This is a genomic window from Actinomycetota bacterium, from assembly GCA_035765775.1.
Lineage (GTDB): Bacteria > Actinomycetota > CADDZG01 > JAHWKV01 > JAOPZY01 > DASTWV01.
Window position 1 is genome coordinate 67,611 of the sequence record DASTWV010000040.1, and the last position, 19,225, is coordinate 86,835.

Annotated in this window: 17 protein-coding genes; all 17 read right to left on the minus strand. The window is 73.1% G+C overall.

Annotation, left to right across the window (positions count from 1 at the left end; genetic code table 11):
* Positions 1-67: 67 nt before the first annotated feature.
* The gene (locus VFW71_08480) at positions 68-1,363 is read right to left on the minus strand and encodes a DivIVA domain-containing protein (protein HEU5002799.1); all 1,296 of its coding nucleotides are present in this window, start codon (positions 1,361-1,363) and stop codon (positions 68-70) included.
* Positions 1,360-1,641 (minus strand): YggT family protein, encoded by a 282-nt coding sequence (locus VFW71_08485; protein ID HEU5002800.1) that lies wholly within the window; start codon positions 1,639-1,641, stop codon positions 1,360-1,362. The genes VFW71_08480 and VFW71_08485 overlap by 4 nt, the downstream gene beginning before the upstream one ends.
* Positions 1,642-1,644: 3 nt before the next feature.
* Entirely contained in the window at positions 1,645-2,097 is a 453-nt protein-coding gene (gene sepF / locus VFW71_08490; GenBank protein ID HEU5002801.1) for a cell division protein SepF, read from the minus strand.
* A gap of 5 nt (positions 2,098-2,102) precedes the next feature.
* Positions 2,103-2,837, minus strand: coding sequence for a YggS family pyridoxal phosphate-dependent enzyme (locus VFW71_08495; protein ID HEU5002802.1), 735 nt, complete (start codon positions 2,835-2,837; stop codon positions 2,103-2,105).
* Positions 2,834-3,559: a polyphenol oxidase family protein gene (locus VFW71_08500; protein HEU5002803.1), complete on the minus strand. Its 726-nt coding sequence runs from the start codon at positions 3,557-3,559 to the stop codon at positions 2,834-2,836. Before VFW71_08500 ends, VFW71_08495 begins: the two co-directional genes overlap by 4 nt.
* A 136-nt stretch (positions 3,560-3,695) precedes the next feature.
* The gene (ftsZ, locus tag VFW71_08505; GenBank protein ID HEU5002804.1) at positions 3,696-4,886 is read right to left on the minus strand and encodes a cell division protein FtsZ; all 1,191 of its coding nucleotides are present in this window, start codon (positions 4,884-4,886) and stop codon (positions 3,696-3,698) included.
* A 231-nt stretch (positions 4,887-5,117) separates the two neighbouring features.
* Positions 5,118-5,744, minus strand: a complete 627-nt coding sequence (locus VFW71_08510) for an FtsQ-type POTRA domain-containing protein (GenBank protein HEU5002805.1) — start codon at positions 5,742-5,744, stop codon at positions 5,118-5,120.
* A 197-nt stretch (positions 5,745-5,941) separates the two neighbouring features.
* Complete coding sequence (murB, locus tag VFW71_08515; protein HEU5002806.1) at positions 5,942-6,895, minus strand: UDP-N-acetylmuramate dehydrogenase; 954 nt, start codon at positions 6,893-6,895, stop codon at positions 5,942-5,944.
* Entirely contained in the window at positions 6,892-8,328 is a 1,437-nt protein-coding gene (murC, locus tag VFW71_08520; GenBank protein HEU5002807.1) for a UDP-N-acetylmuramate--L-alanine ligase, read from the minus strand. Before murC ends, murB begins: the two co-directional genes overlap by 4 nt.
* Complete coding sequence (locus VFW71_08525; protein ID HEU5002808.1) at positions 8,325-9,554, minus strand: UDP-N-acetylglucosamine--N-acetylmuramyl-(pentapeptide) pyrophosphoryl-undecaprenol N-acetylglucosamine transferase; 1,230 nt, start codon at positions 9,552-9,554, stop codon at positions 8,325-8,327. Before VFW71_08525 ends, murC begins: the two co-directional genes overlap by 4 nt.
* Positions 9,496-10,755, minus strand: a complete 1,260-nt coding sequence (ftsW, locus tag VFW71_08530) for a putative lipid II flippase FtsW (GenBank protein ID HEU5002809.1) — start codon at positions 10,753-10,755, stop codon at positions 9,496-9,498. Before ftsW ends, VFW71_08525 begins: the two co-directional genes overlap by 59 nt.
* A complete protein-coding gene (gene murD / locus VFW71_08535; protein HEU5002810.1) occupies positions 10,752-12,320 on the minus strand; it encodes a UDP-N-acetylmuramoyl-L-alanine--D-glutamate ligase in 1,569 nt (522 codons plus the stop codon). Before murD ends, ftsW begins: the two co-directional genes overlap by 4 nt.
* Positions 12,317-13,372, minus strand: a complete 1,056-nt coding sequence (gene mraY, locus VFW71_08540) for a phospho-N-acetylmuramoyl-pentapeptide-transferase (protein HEU5002811.1) — start codon at positions 13,370-13,372, stop codon at positions 12,317-12,319. The genes murD and mraY overlap by 4 nt, the downstream gene beginning before the upstream one ends.
* Positions 13,369-14,778: a UDP-N-acetylmuramoyl-tripeptide--D-alanyl-D-alanine ligase gene (gene murF, locus VFW71_08545; GenBank protein ID HEU5002812.1), complete on the minus strand. Its 1,410-nt coding sequence runs from the start codon at positions 14,776-14,778 to the stop codon at positions 13,369-13,371. Before murF ends, mraY begins: the two co-directional genes overlap by 4 nt.
* Positions 14,775-16,346 carry a UDP-N-acetylmuramoyl-L-alanyl-D-glutamate--2,6-diaminopimelate ligase gene (locus VFW71_08550; protein ID HEU5002813.1) on the minus strand — a complete coding sequence of 524 codons (1,572 nt, stop codon included), beginning with the start codon at positions 16,344-16,346 and terminating at the stop codon, positions 14,775-14,777. Before VFW71_08550 ends, murF begins: the two co-directional genes overlap by 4 nt.
* Positions 16,347-16,474: 128 nt before the next feature.
* Positions 16,475-18,346 carry a penicillin-binding protein 2 gene (locus VFW71_08555; protein ID HEU5002814.1) on the minus strand — a complete coding sequence of 624 codons (1,872 nt, stop codon included), beginning with the start codon at positions 18,344-18,346 and terminating at the stop codon, positions 16,475-16,477.
* 253 nt (positions 18,347-18,599) lie between these two features.
* Entirely contained in the window at positions 18,600-19,223 is a 624-nt protein-coding gene (locus VFW71_08560) for a hypothetical protein (GenBank protein HEU5002815.1), read from the minus strand.
* Positions 19,224-19,225 lie beyond the last annotated feature (2 nt).

The following is a 19,225-nucleotide window of genomic DNA, read 5'->3' on the forward strand; positions in this document are numbered from 1 at the left end:
AGCTACCACAGTAACGGCAAAACTCCTCATCGAGTTGAGCGTTCGGGTTCATCACTGGCCGAAGGGCTCAGCCCTTGCCCCAGAAGAGCTCGCGTACCGAGCGCCGCCCGGCCTCGTCCTCGGCCGGGCTGGCGTGGTCGTCCTCAGCGGGGGCCGATCCCGATCCCGATCCCGATCCCGGGGGGAAGATCGGGGCGCGGTCGCTGACGCCGGGGTCCGCTCCCTCCCCTGATGACCGGGGGGAGAACGATGAGGCGGGCCGGCTCCACGGAGACATGCCGGGATCTGGCCCAGTGCCTGCCGGGTCGGGCGCGCCGGGCGGTGACGGATCGGCCACCCTCGGCGGTCCGGGAGGGGCCGGTCCGCCTCCGGGCACGCCCACCGGGTCGCCCCAGGCGCCGGCCTCCTGGGTGTAGCCGGCCTGTGCGTCGGTCCGTGCGTTGCCCGCCGACGGGTCGGCGGACCCGCCCAGCGTAGTGCCCCAGAACGGCTCGGCGGTGGAGGGGCTGGACAGGGGGGCGGCGGGCGCAGTGTCGGGGGGCGGCATCGTGGCCCACGACGGAAGGGCGGGAGGCGGCTCCGGGGCGGGAGGGACCGCCGGCGCCGCCTCCACCGGGGGAACCGGTGGGAGACGAATGGGGTCCTCGGGGACCGCCACGTCGAGGTCATCGGGCGGTGGTCCCAGCACGCTCAGGCTCTGCAGCTGGCCCTCGACGAAGGTGCGCAGGCGGGCATGGTGCTCGGTGTACAGCTCCCGGAGCCGGCGGGCCTGCTCGGCGATGCGGCGCAGCCGGTCCTCGGCCCCCGAGACCGCGGCGGCGGCCCGGCGGCTGGACTCGGAGTCCAGCTGCGCGGCGCGCGAGCGGGCGTCGGCCACGATCTGCTCGGCCTGGGCCTCGGCCTCGGCCACCGCTTCGTCGGCGGCACGCTGGGCAGCGAGCAGCGTGCGCTTCAGGATGCTCTCGGCATTGGCCGCGGAGAAGCCCACGGAGGGGGCGGGGTGCGCCGGGGTGGGGATGCTCGGGACATACGCCGGCTCCTCCACCGCGGGCCGGCGGGCCTCCTTCCCCAGCCTCCGGGCCTCCTCGACCGCCCGGCGGTTCTCGTCGAGCAACCGGCGGTTCTCGTCCGCCAGGCGGCGGCTCTCGTCGATGGCCCGGCGGCTGTCCTCGAACATCTGGCGCCCGGTGTCGATCTGCGTCTCGAGCTCTCGTGCGCGCTGCGTGGTCGCCTCGACCTGCAGGTACAGGGCTTTGAAGCTGGCCGCCACCTCGTCGAGGAAGAGGTCCACTTCTTCGTGGTTGTAGCCACGAAACGCGTCGTGGAACCGCTTGGATTCGATGTCCTCTGGGGTCAGCGTCATAGCAGCGCCCCTCCTGTTCCGCACACAATCCCGTGGGCGACAATGATGATGATGAACCAGACCAAGAATGCCAGATCGAGCGGGAAATTGAAGGGTTGGGGTACCACCTTGCGCAGCGCGTTCACCGGCGGATCGACCAGCGCATAGACCGCGTCCAGGACAGGGCGGAGCCCACCGGGCGGCGCCCACCCGGGCTTGAACATGAACACGAAGCCGATGATCACGCGCACCCAGAGGATGATCTCGTAGGCACCGATGACCGAGCAGAGGAACGTCATCGGTTAGAACTCATCGAAAAAGCCGCGCTCCATCAGACGCCGGCGCTCCTCGGCCGAGACCTCGACGTTGGCGGGTGTGATCAGGTAGACGCGGGGGGCGAGGCGCTGGACCCGGCCCTCCAGCCCGTAGGCCAGCCCGGAGGCGAAGGCGGTCAGGCGCTTGAACAGGTCCTCCTCGATGCCCTGCAGGTTCATGATCACCGGCACCGAGGCCCGCAGCTTGTCGCCGATCTCCTTGGCGTCGTCGTAGGCCCGGGGCTCCACGATGTGGACCTGGCCGAGCGACTTCGGCTGCGGGACCGGGCGCTGCGCGGCGGAGGCGAGGTCATCACGGGTGATCTTGCGTATGGTCGAGGAGTTGTCCCGCGGCGGCTCTTCGTACGCCTGCATCTCCTCTTCGAAGTCGTCCTCTTCGACGAGCCCCAGGTACAGCAGCGTCTTCCTCCAGACACCCATGGACGTCACCTTCCCCCTAGCCAAGTTGAGCCCAAGTTCAGCGTGCGGTCGCCCCCCGTGCGGGCGGGCCGGGGCCCGAACAGGGCCTCGCCGATCCGCACAATCGTCGCGCCCTCTTCCACGGCCACCCCGTAATCCTGGCTCATTCCCATCGAAAGGTGGTGGAATACGCCGGAATCGGTGCTCGCGGCCAGTTGATCGCTGAGCTGCGCCAGCCTCCGGAAGTAGGGCCGGGCCTCCCCGGGAGAGCCCAGCGGGGGCGCCATCCCCATGAGCCCGGTCACGCGGACGTGGGGCAGGGGGGCCAAGGCCTCGGCCAGGCGCGGCACGTCGGCCGGAGCGATCCCGCCCCGGGCTGGATCGCCCGACAAGTTCACCTCGATGAGCACCTCCACCGTGCGCGCGGCACGACGATCAAACTCCGTCGCCAACTCGGCACGGTCGATCGAGTGGACGAGGTCGACCCAGCCGGCCAGGAACCTGACCTTGTTCCGCTGCAACCTGCCGACGAAGTGCCACCTGACCTGCGTGCGTAGTTCCTTATACTTCGCCGCAGCCTCCTGGACCCGGTTTTCGCCGAAATCTCGTTGCCCAAGTGCGATGAGATCGCGCATCGGTGCCACACCGAAGCCCTTGCTGACCGCGACGAGCGTCACGCTCCCCGGGTCGCGCCCGGCACGCCGAGCGGCCGCGGCAACCTCGTCTTGGACACGCTGGTAGCGCCCGGCGAGCTCGCTCACGGGACCCACACCACCAAGGCCTGCCGGCCCGTCGTCCCTCCCCCGCGGGCGTCGCGGCGGTGGGAAAAGAACCTCGGGTCGCACGCCGTGCACGCCGGGCCTCCGGTCAGGCCGTCACTCGGTGCATCGCCCTCGGCGACCGCCACCCCGGCGCGGGCCAGCACCCAGGTCGCGGCCGCCCGGAGGTCGAAGTGGGTGGCGCCGCCCACCGTTCGGGTGCAGGCGGGCGCGCCCGGCCGCCGGGCGACGAAGGCCGCCGAGACCTCGGGGCCCACCTCGTAGCAGCACGGGCCGATGCACGGCCCGATCCAGGCCACCAGGGCGTCCCGGGGCGCGCCGATGGCGGACACCGCCGCCTCGATCACCCCGGCACACAGGCCGCGCCAGCCGGCGTGGACCGCGGCGGCCACGCCCTCACCCACCAGGGCGATGGGAACGCAGTCGGCCACCAGCACCGCCGCCGGCCGGCCGGGCTCGTGCACGACCACCGCGTCGGCGTCCTCGGGCCCGCCACCCGCCGCCGGATCCACCAGGACCCCGCAGCCGTGCACCTGGCGGGCGAGCGCCCAGGTGGGGCCCCACGCCGGGGCGAGGCCGAGCGCGGCGGAAAGGCGCTCCCGGTTGGCCGCCACCCGCTCCGGGTCGTCGCCGGTGGCCACGCTCAGGTTCAGCGAGTCGTACGGGGGGGCGCTCACCCCGCCCAGGCGGGTGCTGAAGGCCACGCCGGGCACCTGGCTGCCGGGGGGCGCAAGGAGAGGGACATCCGGGCGCGCCGAGACCCCGGGCCGGGGCTGCCGGCCTCCGGGGGGGACGGAGACCGGCAGGGCCCTGGGGTCGCTCAGGCCGGTGGGGGGGAGCCTACGGCCTGCGAAGGAAGCTCGGGATATCGAGGTCCTCGTCTTCGTCGGCGTCGAAGATGTAGGTCGGTTCACGGGTTTCGGGGCGCTCCCGCTCGGGCTCCCGGGCGTAGACGGGCTCGGGGGCGTAGGTGGGCTCGCCGCCGCCGAAGGGTTCGATGACGTAGTCCTCGCCCTCGAGCGGCTCCAGGTCCAGCACCGTGGCGTGGCGGCCGGCCATGGCCGGTTCCACCGCCTGGGTCGTCCAGCGGTCGAAGCCCGAGGCGATGACGGTGACCCGCACCTCGTCGCCCAGCTGGTCGTCCACCACGGCGCCGAAGATGATGTTGGCGTCCGGGTGGGCGGACTTGGCCACGATCTCGGCCGCCTCGTGGACCTCGAACAGGCCCAGGTCGCTGCCACCGCAGATGTTGAGCAGCACGCCGCGGGCGCCCTCGACCGAGGCCTCGAGCAGCGGCGAGGAGATGGCGTTGCGGGCCGCCTCGGCCGCCCGGTTCTCGCCCCGGGCGGTACCGATGCCCATGAGCGACGAGCCGGCGTTGGTCATGATCGTCTTGACGTCGGCGAAGTCGAGGTTGATGAGCCCGGGTGTGGTGATCAGGTCCGTGATGCCCTGGACACCCTGGAGCAGCACCTCGTCGGCCATCTTGAAGGCCTCGAGGACCGAGGTTGTCTCATCGCACACCTGGAGCAGCCGGTCGTTCGGGATGATGATCAGGGTGTCGAGCTTGTCCTTCAGGCTCATGATCCCCTGCTCGGCCACCACTGCCCGTCGGCGCCCCTCGAAGGAGAACGGCCGGGTGACGACGCCGATGGTGAGGGCGCCCTGCGCCTTGGCGATCTCCGCCACCACCGGGGCCCCGCCGGTGCCGGTGCCGCCGCCCTTGCCGGCGGTGATGAACACCATGTCGGCGCCCTTCAGCACCTCCTCGATCTCGTCGCGGTGCTCCTCCGCCGCCTGGCGCCCCACTTCCGGGTCGGCACCGGCGCCGAGGCCACGGGTCAGGTTCCGGCCGATGTCCAGCTTGACGTCGGCGTCTGACATCAGGAGGGCCTGGGCGTCGGTGTTGACCGCGATGAACTCCACGCCCTTGAGGCCGGAGTCGATCATCCGGTTGACCGCGTTGACCCCGCCGCCACCAATCCCGACGACCTTGATGACCGCCAGGTAATTCTGCAGGCCCATGGCCATGTCCACCTCCGGATCCCGTGACCCTTAACCATGAAGTTAAGGTTCATAGATGACTCTTATGAAGCTCTGGTAGAGCAATATAGTGGTACCAGAGGCAAAGGTCAACCTGTCGACAAGAAAACATGGTTGTAACTTCTTGCCAGTGATCGTCGGGATCGGCCGGGACTGGAGTCATGTGGGGTCAACAGCAGTTCTCTGCTGCCCGTAGATGTTGCCTGGTGTAAAGAAGAGTTAGTGCGGGACCGCTGCCGGGTGGGCGGGGGCCTGCACGTCGATGCTGGCGAAGCTCTGCCCGGTGGCGAGGAGTGCGGTGACATCGGCGTTTTTGTCCGCCAGCGCGTGGGCGTCCCCGTAGACGATCCGGGTGTGGTCGGTGAGGAGGATGCTGATGAGATCGGCGGCTGGGGCCTGGATGCTCGCCAACCGGGAGCGGAGGTCCTGGGGCAGCGCGCCGAGCACAGCCACCGCCGGGGCGAACGCGGTGGAGGTCACGGTCGTCCCGGGGAGCGGTGCGCCGATATCCAGCTGGTTGACCGCCGGGTAGCCCGTGTTGCCCGCCGACAGGACCCGCCCGGTGCGGTCCACCAGGTAGGCCCGGACGGGGCCGATGACCACCACGGCGGGGCGGCGCTCCGTGACCACGATCCGGATCCGGGACGGCAGCACGTGGCTGACCGAGGCCGTCGCCACCCACGGCAGCGCCTCCACTCGGCGGGCCACCGCCGAGGACGAGATGTCGGTGAGCCGGGTGCCGGGCACCAGGGCGGCGACCCCGATGATCTCGGCCGCCGGGGTGTGGCGATTGCCGGCCACCTGCACCGAGCGGAACTTCAGCCACGAGGAGTTCCACACCGCCACGGCACCGGCGGCGAGCAGGACCAGGAGGGCGACCAGCCCGACGGCCAGCTTGACCCGCCGCGTTCCGCGCGTGCGCGGGGTTCGTCCTGCTCCTCGGGGCGCTCCTCGGGGCGCTCCTCGGGGCGCTCCTCGGGCACCCGGGCCGCCGCGGGCGCCGGTGGGCCCCTGAGCGCCGCGGGGAGACGGGGCGCGCCCGCTCATGTACGCAGGGGCGGGCCGCCGAAGGCGCCCACCAGGCGGACCTCGGGGACCAGCACGACCCCCGTCGCCTCGGCGACCGCCGCCTGGACCGAGGCGAGGAGGTCGTGAACCTGGCTCGCCCGGGCGCCGGCCGAGGCCACGAAGAAGTTGGCGTGCTTGGGCGAGACCTCGACTGCCCCCACCCGGAACCCCTTGAGCCCGCACTCCTCGATCAGGCGCCCGGCCGAAGGGGCGGGCGGGGGCGGGTTGCGGAACATCGACCCGGCGGTACGGGGCTCGGTGGGCTGGGTCGCCGCCCGGTGGTCCCGGTAGCGCTGCATCCGGGCGGCGATGTCCTGGGGAGATCCCGCCTGCAGGTGGAGGCGGGCGGCACACACGATGTCGCGCTCCCCCAGGCCGGTGGAGCGGTAGCCCAGGCCGAGGTCGGCGGCGGGCGCGTCGGCGGCGGCCGCCTCGCCCAGCCGGTAGATGCGCGCCCGGCGCAGCACCGCGGCGAACGACGAGTCGTGGGCGCCGGCGTTCATGCGCACGGCCCCGCCCACCGTCGCCGGGATGGCCACGGCGAACTCCAGGCCGGTCAGTGCCCGCCGGGCGGCCCAGTTGGCCAGCCGGCCGAGGGGTGTGGCGCCGCCGGCATCGAGGGCCTCCTCATCGTCGTCGGCAGCCCGGATCCAGTCGAAGCCCTTCCCCAGGCGCAGCACGATGCCCGCGAACCCGGCGTCGGAGATCAGCAGGTTGCTCCCCCGCCCCAGGGCGAGCACCGGGAGCCCGGCGCCCTCGGCCGCCAGAGCGGTGGCCGCCAGGTCCTCCTCCGCTTCGGCCTCCACCAGGATGGCGGCGGCCCCGCCCAGGCGGTAGGTGGTGAACGGGGCCAGCTCGGCGTCAGTGGACACCCGGCCCCGCACCGAGGTGCGCAGGCTGCGGGCGACGGCGGCGAACCCGGCGGTCACCGCTCCGGGCGCACGGCGTCGCCGTGGGCGAGGACCCGTTGGGGCAGCGTCGTGATGTCGCCCGCCCCCAGGCTCAGCAGCAAGTCCCCGGGCCGCAGCAAGCCCCGGACGTAGTCGGCCGCCTCCTCCAGGTGAGGGAGGTAGGCCACCCGCCGCCCGGGGGCGGCGTCACACACCGCGTCCACCACCAGCTTGCCGGTCACCCCCGGGATGGGCTGCTCGCGGGCGCCGTAGACGTCGGTGACCACCACGACGTCGGCCCGGGCGAGCGCCGAGCCGAAGGCAGGCCACATCGCCTGCGTGCGGGAGTAGAGGTGGGGCTGGAAGACCGCCAGCACCCGGCGCCACGGACCCCAGCGGGCGGCCTCCAGGGTGGCGGCGATCTCGGTCGGGTGGTGGGCGTAGTCGTCCACCAGGTCCGCCCCCAGGACGCTCCCCCGGTACTCGAAGCGCCGGCTGGCCCCGGCGAACTGGGCGAGCCCGTCGGCGACCGCCCGCGGCTCCAGGCCGAGGGCCAGCCCGACCCCGGCGGCCGCCAGGGAGTTGCACACGTTGTGCCGGCCGGCGATCCGGAGGGCGACCGGGACCGCGGGCACGCCGTCGATGGTCAGCGTGAAGCGGGAGCCCTCGGCGCTGGTCTCGATGCCCTCGGCCCCGATCCGCAGGTCGGGCGGCAGCCCGGCGGGCAGGTCCACCGCCGGTGTCTCCAGGCCGTAGACCACCAGGTCCCCGGTGGCGTGCGCGGCGAGCGCTGCCGCCCGGGCGTCGTCGCCGCACAGGATGACGGTGCCGGTGGTGGCCGCGACGAAGGCCCCGAAGGCCTCGATGAGCTGCGCCAAGCCGCCGTAGTGGTCCAGGTGGTCGTCCTCGACGTTGGTCACCACAGCCACCTCGGGGGCCAGCCACAGGAAGGACTGGTACGCCTCGTCCGCCTCCACGACGGCGACGGTCCCCCCGCCCAGGTGGCCCCCGGCGCCCCGCCGGGCGAGGTCCGCCCCCAGCAGCCAGGTGGGCTCCCGGCCCGCCACCTGCAGCATCGTGGCCACCATGCCCGACGTCGTCGTCTTGCCGTGGGTGCCCGCCACCGCCACGGTGCGCAGGCCCTCGACGATCCTCGCCAGGCATTCCCCGCGGGTGAGCACCGGGATGCCCGCCGTGCGGGCAGCCTCGAGCTCGACATTGGACTCCGGCACGGCGGCCGATGCCACCACCAGGGCGGCGCCCGCCACTCGGCGCGCCCGGTGCCCGATCTCGACCGTCACCCCGAGCGCCCGCAGGGCGGAAAGCACAGTGGACTCCCGCTGGTCCGAGCCCGACACCGGGTAGCCCGCCTCCCGCAGGACGCGGGCGATGGCGCTCATCCCCGCCCCACCGATGCCCACCAGGTGGACCCGACCGCCCGGGGCCACGGGCAGTCCCGGGAGCCGGCTCACCGGCCCGCCACCTCGAGCACGAGGTCGGCCAGGTCCCGGGCGGCGTCGGGCTTGGCGAACCCCCGGAGAGCGGCGCTCATCGCAGCCAGGGTGGGCGGGTCGTCCAGCAGGCCATCCACCTCGGCGGCCAGGCGGTCACGGGTGCAGTCGGCATCGAGCACCAGCCGGACGGCATCAAGCTCAACCAGAGGTTGAGCATTGCGCACCTGGTGTGCCCCGGCGTGCGGGTAGGGCACCACGATGCACGGCAGCCCGGTCGCGGCGATCTCAAACAGGGTGGCGGCGCCCGCCCGGCAGACGCCGAGGTCGGCAGCCGCGTAGGCGAGATCCATCCGGTCGGTGAAGCCCACCAGCCGCCACACCAGCGCGTCGCCCGGCCGGCGCTCCGCGGCCAGCGCGGCCTCAGCCGCGGGCAGCTCCTTCGGGCCCACCAGGTGGAGCACCTGGCGGTCGGCCCGGTCACGCCAGACGTCATAGGCCCCGAGTGCCGCCTGGTTGATGTGCCGGGCGCCCTGGCTCCCGCCGAAGACCAGCAGGGTCCGGCGGGCGGCCTCCAGGCCGAAGTGCTCCCAGGCGGCGGGGCGCAGGGCGGGGCGGTCCAGGTGGGCGAGTTCCGGCCGGACCGGGTTGCCGGTCACCACGACCCGGGGCCAGCGCCGCGCCCAGGGGGCTCCCGCCTCCCCGGTCCCGGGGAAGGACACGGCCACGACCGAGGCCCAGGGAGCCGCCAGGCGGGTGGCCCGGCCCGGGACGGCGTTCTGCTCGTGGACCACCAGCGGCACCCGGGCCAGCCGGGCGGCCACCGCCACCGGCACGCTGGCGTAGCCCGCGCACCCCACGGCCACACGCGCGTGGACCCGGCGCAGCAGCACCCGGGCGCGCAGGGTGGCCACGCCGGTGCGGGCGGAGGCCGAGAGGTTGCGCGGCAGGTCACGGGGCGCCAGGGAGCGCCGGAACCCGATCACGTCCATGCCTTCGAAGGGTATGCCCGCGGCTGCCGCCGCGCGGGCCTCGGGGCCACCGGTCGTGCCCGCCAGGACCACCCGGGCCCGGGCCGGCTCCGCCACCAGGGCCTCGGCGAGCGCCAGAGCCACGAACCCGTGCCCCCCGGTACCCCCGCCGGCGATCACGACACCGGGCAGCGAGGGGTCCCCCACCTCCCGGGCCTCAGTCAGCGTCTTCGGCGCCGGCCCCGGCCGCCGCGCCTGCCGCAGGGGCGCCGGCACTGGCGTCGGCCTCCGCCAACCGGGCGGCGGTCTCCGCCCGCGCGAGACCGCCCAGGCGCGCGATGGACAGCAGCAGCCCGATCGCCGCCAGGGTCACCACCAGCGACGTGCTGCCGAAGCTGATCAGCGGGAGGGGCACGCCGGTGATCGGCAGCATCCCGGTCACCGCGCCCACGTTGATCACGGCCTGGATCCCGATCCACGCCGTGATCCCGCCGGCCACCAGGAACCCGAACCGGTCGGGGGCCTCGCGGGCGGTGCGGATCCCGAGGTAGAGGAAGAAAGCAAAGGCCCCCAGCACCAGCAGGGTCCCCACCAGGCCGAGCTCCTCGCCGATGATGGCGAAGATGAAGTCGGTGTGGGCGTTGGGCACGTAGGACCACTTCTGCCGGCTGGCCCCGAGGCCGACGCCGAACCAGCCCCCGCTGCCGAGGGCGATCTGCCCCTGGATGATCTGGTAGCCGCCCTTGAGGGGGTTGGCCCACGGGTTGAGGAAGGCGGTCAGCCGTGCCCGCTGGTAGGGCTTGGAGAGGATGTAGAGGGCGCCGCAGGCCCCGGCCCCGGCCAGGATCGCCCCGAGGTGCCGGATGCGGGCACCCGCCAGGTAGAGCACGACGGCGACCGAGACCGCAGCGATGATCGCGGTCCCCAGGTCGGGCTGCAGGAGCATTAGGCCGCAGGCGATCGCGGTCATCGGCAGGGCCGGGACGGTGAGCTCGCGCAGGTCGCCGACCCACCGGCCCTTGCGTTCCAGCACGTGCGCGGCCACCAGGATGAGCGACAGCTTGGCCAGCTCGGAGGGCTGCACCGTGATCGGGCCGAAGCCCAACCAGCGGCTGGACCCGCCGCCCGAGATCCCGATCCCGGGGACCAGCGCCGCCAACAGCGCCGCCAGCGTCACCCAGAACAGGGGCCGGGCCAGCGCCCGGAGCCGGCGGTAGTCCAGCCGCGCGACCACCGCCATCACCACCACGCCGATCGCCGCCCCGAGGAGCTGCTTGCGGAAGTACAGGAACGAGGAGCCGTAGGCGGTGAACGACTCGACCGACGAGGCGGAGAGGACCATGACCAGCCCGATGGCCAACAGGGCGATGGTGGTCGCCACCTGGAGGCGGTAGGTCGCCGGCGTCCGGATCTTGGCGGCGCGCGGAACGCGGGGCGTCGACGCCCGTACCCGGCCGGCGGCCAGGTCCGTGCTCACGGCCGGCCGCCCAGCCCGGATGGCCCGGTGGGCTCAGCGGGGGGCAGCGCCCGCACGGCGGCGGCGAAACGGTTCCCCCGCTCGGCGTAGCTCTGGTACTGGTCCAGCGACGAGCACGCCGGCGAAAGCAGCACCGTGTCGCCGGGCTGCGCCCATCCGGCGGCGGTGGCGACGGCATCCTCGACCCAGGCAGCGGTGGCGAACGGCAGCCGGCCGGCGAACAGGCCCTCGAGTTCGGCGGTCGCCTCCCCCATCGCCACTACCCCCTTCAGCCGGGGCAGCTCCCCGGCCACGGGGGACAGGTCCAGGCCCTTGGCCCGGCCGCCGGCGATCAACACCACCCGCTCCAGGCCTTGCAGGGCACGCAGCGTGGCGTGCGGGTTGGTCGCCTTCGAGTCGTCGATGTAGCGCACCCCCTCGATCTCCCGGACCAGCGTGCTGCGGTGAGGGAGCGGGCCGAACGCCGCAACTGCGCGGCCGACCGCGGCGGGCTCCACCCCCCACGCCTGCGCCGCCAGCCCGGCGGCCAGGACATTCTCCCGGTTGTGCGGCCCATGCAGCCGGATTTTCGCGATCTCGACCAGCGGAATTGCGGCACCCGGCGGGCCAGCGCTCAGCCAGCCATCGTCGATGCCTGCGGCGGCAGCAAGCGGGCGGCCGATGGCCTCCGCCCCCTGGGCGGCCACCTCGTCCGGCGTGCCGAGGCCGAACGCCGCCACCCGTGCCGCCGCGCCGGCGGCAATCGAGCACGCCCCGGGGTCGGCGGCATTGACGATGACCAGGTCCCCTGCCTCCTGGTGGGCGACGATCTGGGCCTTGGCCCGCAGGTAGTCGTCGTAACCGGCGTGCCAGTCGTAATGGTCGTCGGCGACGTTGAGCACCACGGCAATGGCGGGCCGGAAGGTGGGGGCGAAGGCGAGCTGGAAGCTGGACACCTCGCACACGAGCACCGGTTCTCCCTGGGCAACCCGCGCCGCCGGCGACTCGGCGCGCAGTTCGGCCACCGCATCGACCAGCGGGTAGCCGATGTTGCCCGCCGCGATGGCGTGCCAGCCGCCCTCGGTCAGGATTGCGGCCAGAAGCGCGGTCGTGGTCGTCTTGCCGTTGGTGCCAGTCACCGCCAGGATCGGCAGTCCGATCGAGCTCGAGTAGTGGCTGGCCAGCTCGATCTCGCTCCACACCGGGATGCCCCGGGCCTGCGCCCGGGCGATCACCGGGTTCGAGGGCGGGACGCCGGGGCTGACCACCAGCACATCCGCCCACTCGGCCAGCGACTCGTCGTTGGCCCCGAGCACCGCCTGGACCCCGAGAGTGGCCAGCTCGGCGGCGGCGGCGGCCACCTCGGGTCCCTCGGCGGCATCCACCGCACGGATCTCGGCCTTGACTACGGCTGGCACCACGGCTCCGGCTACGCCTACGGCTGGCACCACGGCTCCGGCTGCGCCTACGCCTGGCAACTCCACTCCGAGCCCGGCGAGGAACCGCGCCGCCGAGCGCCCCGACCGGCCCAGGCCCAGGACGCCCACCTTGACGCCCACCTTGGCGAACGGCAGGCCGGCGCTCAACCGACGCCTCCCCGGGCGATGAAGTCGGCGTAGAACAGGCCGAGGCCGAACGCGACGAAGAGCCCGGCGAGGATCCAGAAGCGCACGATGACGGTGAACTCGGGCCAGCCGAGCAGCTCGAAGTGGTGGTGCAGCGGCGCCATCAGGAGTGCCCGGCGCCCGAAGACCCGGTAGGAGACCACCTGCAGGATCACCGAGCTCACCTCGATGACGAAGAGGCCGCCGAGCACGATCACCAGCAACTGGGTGTTGGTCAGCAGGGCCATGGCCGCCATCGCCCCGCCCAGTGCCAGCGATCCGGTGTCGCCCATGAAGATGCGCGCGGGCGCGGCGTTCCACCAGAGGAACCCTGCGGCCGCGCCCAACAGGCTGGCGGCGACGATGGCCAGGTCCAGGGAATGCGGGGCCGTGTAGCACACCGCCGCCGCCTTGCCCAGCCCACAGGCGTGGCGGTACTGCCAGAAGCAGATGACCACGTAGGCGCCCATCACCATCGCCGAGGAACCGCAGGCCAGGCCGTCGAGGCCGTCGGCGAGATTGACCCCGTTGGAGCAGGCCGCCAGCACGAGGAACACCCAGACCACAAAGAGGGGGCCGAGGTTAATCCCCAAGGGGCGCACGAAGGAGAAGCCGCGCACCGCCTGGGTGTACTTGCCGGCGATGAGGGCGAAGATGATGGCAATGGCCGCTTGGCCGAAGATCTTCCAACGTTTGGACAGCCCCAGCGACCGGCGCTTGCGGATCTTGATGTAGTCGTCGAGGAATCCGAGCCCCCCCAGGGCGACCACCACCCCGACCGCCAGCAGGCCGCTGTCGGTGAACGGCGACACCCGGTGGCGCGGGATGTGGGCGGCGGCGTAGCCCAGGAGCGCGGCGCCGATGATCACGACGCCGCCCATCGTCGGAGTTCCCTTCTTGGCGAAGTGGGCCTTGGGGCCGTCTTCGCGGATCAGCTGCCCGATACCGCGGGCGCGCAGGAAGCGGATGGCCACCGGGGTGCCGAAGAGAGCGACCACCAGCGAGAGGCTGGCGGCGATCATGAGCCGGGTCACCGGGCCGCCTCCCGGGTTTTCTCCTCGAGCTGTTGGGCGACCCGCTCCAGGCCGGCCACGCGGGAGCCCTTGATGAGCACCACGTCGCCCGGGTGCAGCGGGCCAACTGCGGCGGCGATCTGGGCGGTGATCCCGGCGCCGCCCCCGGCGACCAGCACCACGTCCCCCAACCCGGCCTCGCGGGCGGCGTCGGCCAGCGGCCGGGCCCCCTCGCCCACCACGACCAGCTGGTGGGCGGCCGCGGCCGCCGCCCGCCCGGCCGCCTCGTGCTCCGGGGCCTCGCGGGCGCCCAGCTCGGCCATGTAGCCGAGGACGGCCACCAGCCGGCCCCCGGCAGGGACGATCGCGGCGCAGGTTTCCAGCGCGGCGGTCAGCGACGTCGGGTTGGCGTTGTAGGCGTCGTTGACGATGACCGCCCCGCCCACCTCGGACACCTCCATGCGCCAGGGGGAGGCGTGGGCGGCCCCCAATCCGGCGGCGATCTCCTCGATCCCCAGCCCGAGCGCCCATCCCGCACCCGCCGCCGCCAGGGCGTTGGCCACCTGGTGCCGCCCGGCCATCGCCAGGCGGACCGGCGCCCGCTCGGCGCCCCGGGTAAGGACGAAGCTGGCCCGGCCCAGCCGGTCGAGGCTGACCTGGTGCGCCCGGATCGCCGCCCCGGGATCGAGCCCGTAGGTGACCACCGAGGCCCGGGTGCGGGAGGCCAGGCCCGCGACCGCCGGGTCATCGGCGTTCAGCACGGCCACCCCGTCCTCCGGCAGGGCAGCCGGGAGCTCGCCCTTGGCGGCCGCGATGGCCTCCGCCGAGCCGAACAGCTCGTAGTGGGCCACACCCACGTTGGTCACCACACCGATCTGCGGCCGGGCGAGCGCGCACAGCCCGGCGATGTGACCCGGCCCCCGGGCACCCAGTTCGCACACCACGACTTCGGTCCCGGGCCCGGCCAGGAGCAGGGTGAGCGGGACGCCCAGCTCGTTGTTGTAGGAGCGTTCGGCGGCGGCCGTGGCGAACTTGGCCGACGCCACCGCGGCCACCAGGTCCTTGGTGGAGGTCTTGCCGGTGGACCCGGTGATGCCGATGACCACCGGGTTGATGGCTGCCCGGTTGGCGGTCGCCAGGCGCTGGAGCGCGGCGAGGATGTCGCCCACCCGGATCACCGGTCCGCCGGCCTCCTGGGGAGACAGCGGCCGGGTGACCAGGGCTGCGGCGGCGCCGGCGGCGAAGGCTGCCGGCAGGAAGTCGTGGCCGTCGGCGGCCGCCCCCGCGAAGGCGGCGAAGAGATCCCCGGGAGTGACGCGGCGGGAGTCCACCACCACGCCGGTGGCCAGGGCCTGCGGATCCCCGCCGGCGGGGAGGGACAGCTCCCCCCCGGCGTCTCGGGCCAGCTGTGCCAGCGTGCGCCTCACGGGCTGCTGCCGTCCTGGGGTGCACCCGCTCCCCGCAGGCGGCGGAGAAGCTCGGTCGCCACCGCGCGGTCGTCGAAGGGCACCACCCGGTCGGCGAAGGTCTGGGTCGCCTCGTGGCCCTTGCCGGCAATGACCACCACATCGCCGGTCCGGGCCGCCGCCAACGCGTGGGCGATCGCCTCGGCACGGTCGGCGATCAGCCGGAAGCCGCCGCGGGGCGGCGACGGGGCGATGCCCGCCTCGATGCCGGCCATGATCGCCGCCGGGTCCTCGCCCCGGGGGTTGTCTGACGTGACGATCACGGTGTCGGCGCCCGCGGCCGCCGCCTGCCCCATGAGGGGGCGTTTGGCCCGGTCGCGGTCCCCGCCGGCACCGAAGACCACGGCCACCCGCGCCTCCCCGGCCACCGAACGGGCGGCGGCGAGCACCCGGGCGAGGCCATCGGGAGTGTGGGCGTAGTCCACCACCACCGCGAAGTCCTGGCCGGCATCGACCCGCTGGAAGCGCCCGGGCACCGGAGGCAACGCATCCAGCCCATGGGCAACCACGCCCGCCGGCACGCCGAGGGCGAGCGCTGCGGCACCAGCCGCCAGGGCATTCGACACGTTGAACCTCCCGGGCAACGGCAGCGTCACCCATTCGTCGGCCGCCAGGCGGCTGCCGCCGGCGGTCATCCGGAACCGGGAGCCGCCCCCCGCCGGCGCCACGTCAGTGGCCCGGACATCGGCGGGCGCGTCGACCCCGTAGGTCACCACCCGTCCCGCCAACGGGCCGGCGGACAGCTCGGCCGCCAGGCGCGCACCATGGTCGTCATCGGCGTTGATGAGCGCCACCGAGCCCTGGCCGGCTCCCGATTCGGGGAGGTACTCCCCGGAGAACAGTGCCCGCTTAGCCTGGAAGTACGACTCCAGGTCGCCATGGTAGTCGAGATGGTCCTGGGTCAGATTGGTGAACGCGGCCACCGCGAAGGTGGTCCCGGTGATCCTGCCCTGCGCTAGGCCGATCGAGGTCACCTCGATGGCGACGTGGCCCACCCCGGCGGCGACCATGCGGGCCAGAAGGCGCTGCAGGTCCACCGACTCCGGCGTTGTGCGGCCGCCGTGGGACACCGGCACCCCCCCGATGCGGCTCTCGACCGTGCCGATCAGCCCGCTGGGGAGGCCGGCCGCCCCCCAGATCGACTCCAGCATGAAGGTTGCTGTGGTCTTGCCGTTGGTGCCCGTGAAGCCGGCGGCGGCGAGACGCCGGCTCGGGTTACCGAAGAAGGGAGCGGCAGCGAGGTTCATCGCCCGGCGGGCGTCAGGCACCACCAGCTGGGCTGCCGGCACCTCCAGGGGCTGTTGGCAGACCAGGGCCACAGCCCCCGCCGCTAGCGCAGCCCGCGCGTACCGGTGGCCGTCGTCGGCGCCGCCCGGCAGGCAGAAGAAGCAACTCCCCGGGGTCACCGCCCGGGAGTCGTAGGCCAAGTCGGTGAGCGGCCCGGTCGATCCGGCAAGCCGCTCCTCCACCGGCATGCCCGCCGCCCGCAGGATCTGCGCCAGGCCGTGCGCCGAGACCGCGTCGTCCATCGGCGCAGCATCGCGCCATGCATGTACTGGAGACAGCGGAGCCGCAGGCGGAGCGCCAGGAGACAGCGGAGCCGCAGGCGGAGCGCCAGGAGAGAACGGAGCCACGGGGCGGAGGGGCAGTGGGACGGCTATTCGATCGCGCCGGGCGCCGCCGGCAGCGAGCTGGGGTCCGGCAGCGGGTAGGCGGGCGCGTCTCCGGAACGGGCCGGGGCCGGGAGGGGTGATCCCCCTGCGGCCCCTGCAGTCGGCGAGGCGTAGGAGGCCGGCCCCGGCCCGATCCCGAGACGCTGGAGCGCGAACTGCATGACGGTCTTGAACGTCGGGGCGGCGGTGTCGGCGCCCCAGATGGGCGTCGGCTGGTCCAGGACCACGCCGACGGCGAGCTGCGGGTTGGCGGCGGGGGCGAAGCCGATGAAGGAGGCCACGTAGCCCGAGTACCCGCCGCCGGCCGGCTTTTCGGCCGTGCCCGTCTTGCCTGCCACCTGGAAGCCGGGGATGGCGGCCTCGCCCCCGGTGCCGGTACTACCGTTGATCACCTGCAGCAGCATCGAGGTGAGCGTCTTGGCGGTGGAGGGTTCGATCACCCGGCGCTGCGGTGCCGCCGGGGCCGGGACGAGCTTGCCCGCGGCATTCCGCACGCCAGCCACCACCCGGGGGGCCACCCGCACACCGCCATTGGCCACGGTGGCGTAGACCTCCATCATCTGCATGACGGTGACCGCCACGCCCTGGCCGATGGCGGCGGTGGGCAGCTCGGTGGCCGACCACTTCGGCAGGGCCGGCAGCAGGCCGGCAGACTCACCGGGGAGCCCGATGCCGGTCACTTGGCCGTAGCCGAACTTCTTCAGGTAGGCGTCGAGGGTCTGCTTGCCCACCATGTCGGCCACCTTGATGGTGCCGATGTTGGAGGACTGCTCCAGGATCTGCGGCAGGGTGAGGTTGAGGGTGGCGTGATTCTCGGCGTCGTGGAACGTCGCCCCGGCCAGACGGAGGACATCCGGCACGCTAATCACGGTCTGGGTGGTCACCACCCCGGACTCGAGCGCGGCGGAGGCGGTGATCACCTTGGAGACCGACCCCGGTTCGTAGACGTCGGACAGCGCACGGTCGGTCAGCTGCTCGGAGGTGGCGGTCCCGAAGTTGTTGGGGTCGAAAGCCGGGGCGTTGGCCAGCGCCAGCACGTCGCCGGTGGACGGCTGCATCACCACGATGGTCCCGCCCCGGGCGTGGTAGTTCTGCACGGCCTGGGCCAGCACGGCCTCGGCCTCGTACTGGATGTCCTGATCGACGGTGAGCTCCAGGTCGGAGCCCTGCACCGGTGGCGTCACGCTGGACCCGGCGGAGACGATCTCCTGGCCCTGGGGGTCGGCCTGGATCTGCATCTGGCCGGGCTTGCCGGCCAGGACCGTCTGCTGGGTGGACTCCAGCCCGCCGAGGCCGGTCCCGTCGGTACCCACGAAACCCAGCACGTGCGAGGCCAGCTGGCCATCGGGGTACACCCGCTTGGGGTCGTCGATCTGGGTGATCCCGGCCAGCTTCAGCGCCATCACCTTCTGGGCGGTGGCCGGGTCGATCTTGTGGACCAGGTAGGCGAACCCGCTGCCGTTGTCCAGGGTCCGCACGAGGGTGCCCACCGGGACCCCGAGCAGCGGGGCCAGGGTGGCGGCTTCCCCGGCCGGGTCGGCGATCTGGTGAGGGTCGGCCACGATGGTCTTGGCGTCCACCGACATGGCCAGCACCCTGCCGTTCCGGTCGAGGATCTCCCCCCGGGTGGGGGGCAGGTCGATCTTGCGGTCTCGCTGGTCGGTCGCCAGCGAGACGAAGTGGGGCGAGTCGATCCCCTGGACCCACACCAGGCGGGCTGCGACCAGGGCGAAGCAGACCGACATCACCACCAAAAAGAAGATCAGCCGGTGGCCGGGCTTGAAGCCCCCGCCCGCCCGCAGCGGGCTACGGAAGGTGGGCAACGGCCGCACTGCGCCGCCGGCGGACGTCGCCATGACCGGCCGGCCGGCCGGCAAGGGACCGGGAGGGGACGTGGGACGGGGAGCCGAGCGGGGGGTCCGCTGGGGAGTCCGTTGGGGGGCCCGCTGGGGAGTCCCGTTGGCCGACCTACCGGCCACGGGCGCGCGTGTGGGCCGACCGGCCCCAGGCCGGGGGCGGTGGGCTCCCGGTGCGGGTTGCAGGCTGCGCGGGGCGCCCGGCCGGGGTGAGCCCGGGCTGCGGGGCGGCGTCAGCCGGTCAGGCATGCGCTCACGCCCCATTGGCCCTCCCGGACGCAGTGGATGTCGGCGTCTGGGGGGTGAGTGGCTGAACCTTGGCCGCCGGCACCAGGCCCAGCTGGCTGGCGCGCTGGGCGATGTGGTCGGGGGCCTCCTGCACGGACACGGCGTAGCGCAGCTGGGTGAGTTGGGCCTGCTGCTGGGTCACCTGGGTGCCTACTTCGTCCACCTTGAACGAGGCCTGATCCACCATGACCCGCAGGAACACCATGCCCAGAACCGCCAGGCTGACGAGGATCGAGGCGAACACGATGAACGGAAGCCCCGGTGCTTTCGGGGAGGTGACCGACCGTGTTATAACCCTAAGCTTAAACTTGAGGTTATGCGATGAGGGAACGGCATCGGGTAAGGCTTCAGCGACGGCCTGGGTGGCGAGCGCTCCGGCCGTTACTGGCTCGAGGACGGCTTTGGTGGGGACGAACGTGCGGAATCCCCTGCGTTCGGCTACCTCGGTGGGGGCAACCGCTTCCCTTCCCCCTGATTCCGAGCCTGATTCCGAGCCTGCTTCAGAGTCTGCACTGAAGAGGTCGTCGAGGCCACCGCCCCCCGGCAGCACCACCAGGTGCCGGACCCGGCGGGGCACCCGCTCTTCCATGG

What these genes read in the sequence shown, in the direction of transcription:
- VFW71_08555 (HEU5002814.1), bottom strand. Translation starts at nt 18,346, where the DNA reads ATGGCGACGTCCGCCGGCGGCGCAGTGCGGCCGTTGCCCACCTTCCGT.
- VFW71_08480 (HEU5002799.1), bottom strand. Translation starts at nt 1,363, where the DNA reads ATGACGCTGACCCCAGAGGACATCGAATCCAAGCGGTTCCACGACGCG.
- sepF (HEU5002801.1), bottom strand. Translation starts at nt 2,097, where the DNA reads ATGGGTGTCTGGAGGAAGACGCTGCTGTACCTGGGGCTCGTCGAAGAG.
- ftsZ (HEU5002804.1), bottom strand. Translation starts at nt 4,886, where the DNA reads ATGGCCATGGGCCTGCAGAATTACCTGGCGGTCATCAAGGTCGTCGGG.
- VFW71_08560 (HEU5002815.1), bottom strand. Translation starts at nt 19,223, where the DNA reads ATGGAAGAGCGGGTGCCCCGCCGGGTCCGGCACCTGGTGGTGCTGCCG.
- VFW71_08550 (HEU5002813.1), bottom strand. Translation starts at nt 16,346, where the DNA reads ATGGACGACGCGGTCTCGGCGCACGGCCTGGCGCAGATCCTGCGGGCG.
- VFW71_08485 (HEU5002800.1), bottom strand. Translation starts at nt 1,641, where the DNA reads ATGACGTTCCTCTGCTCGGTCATCGGTGCCTACGAGATCATCCTCTGG.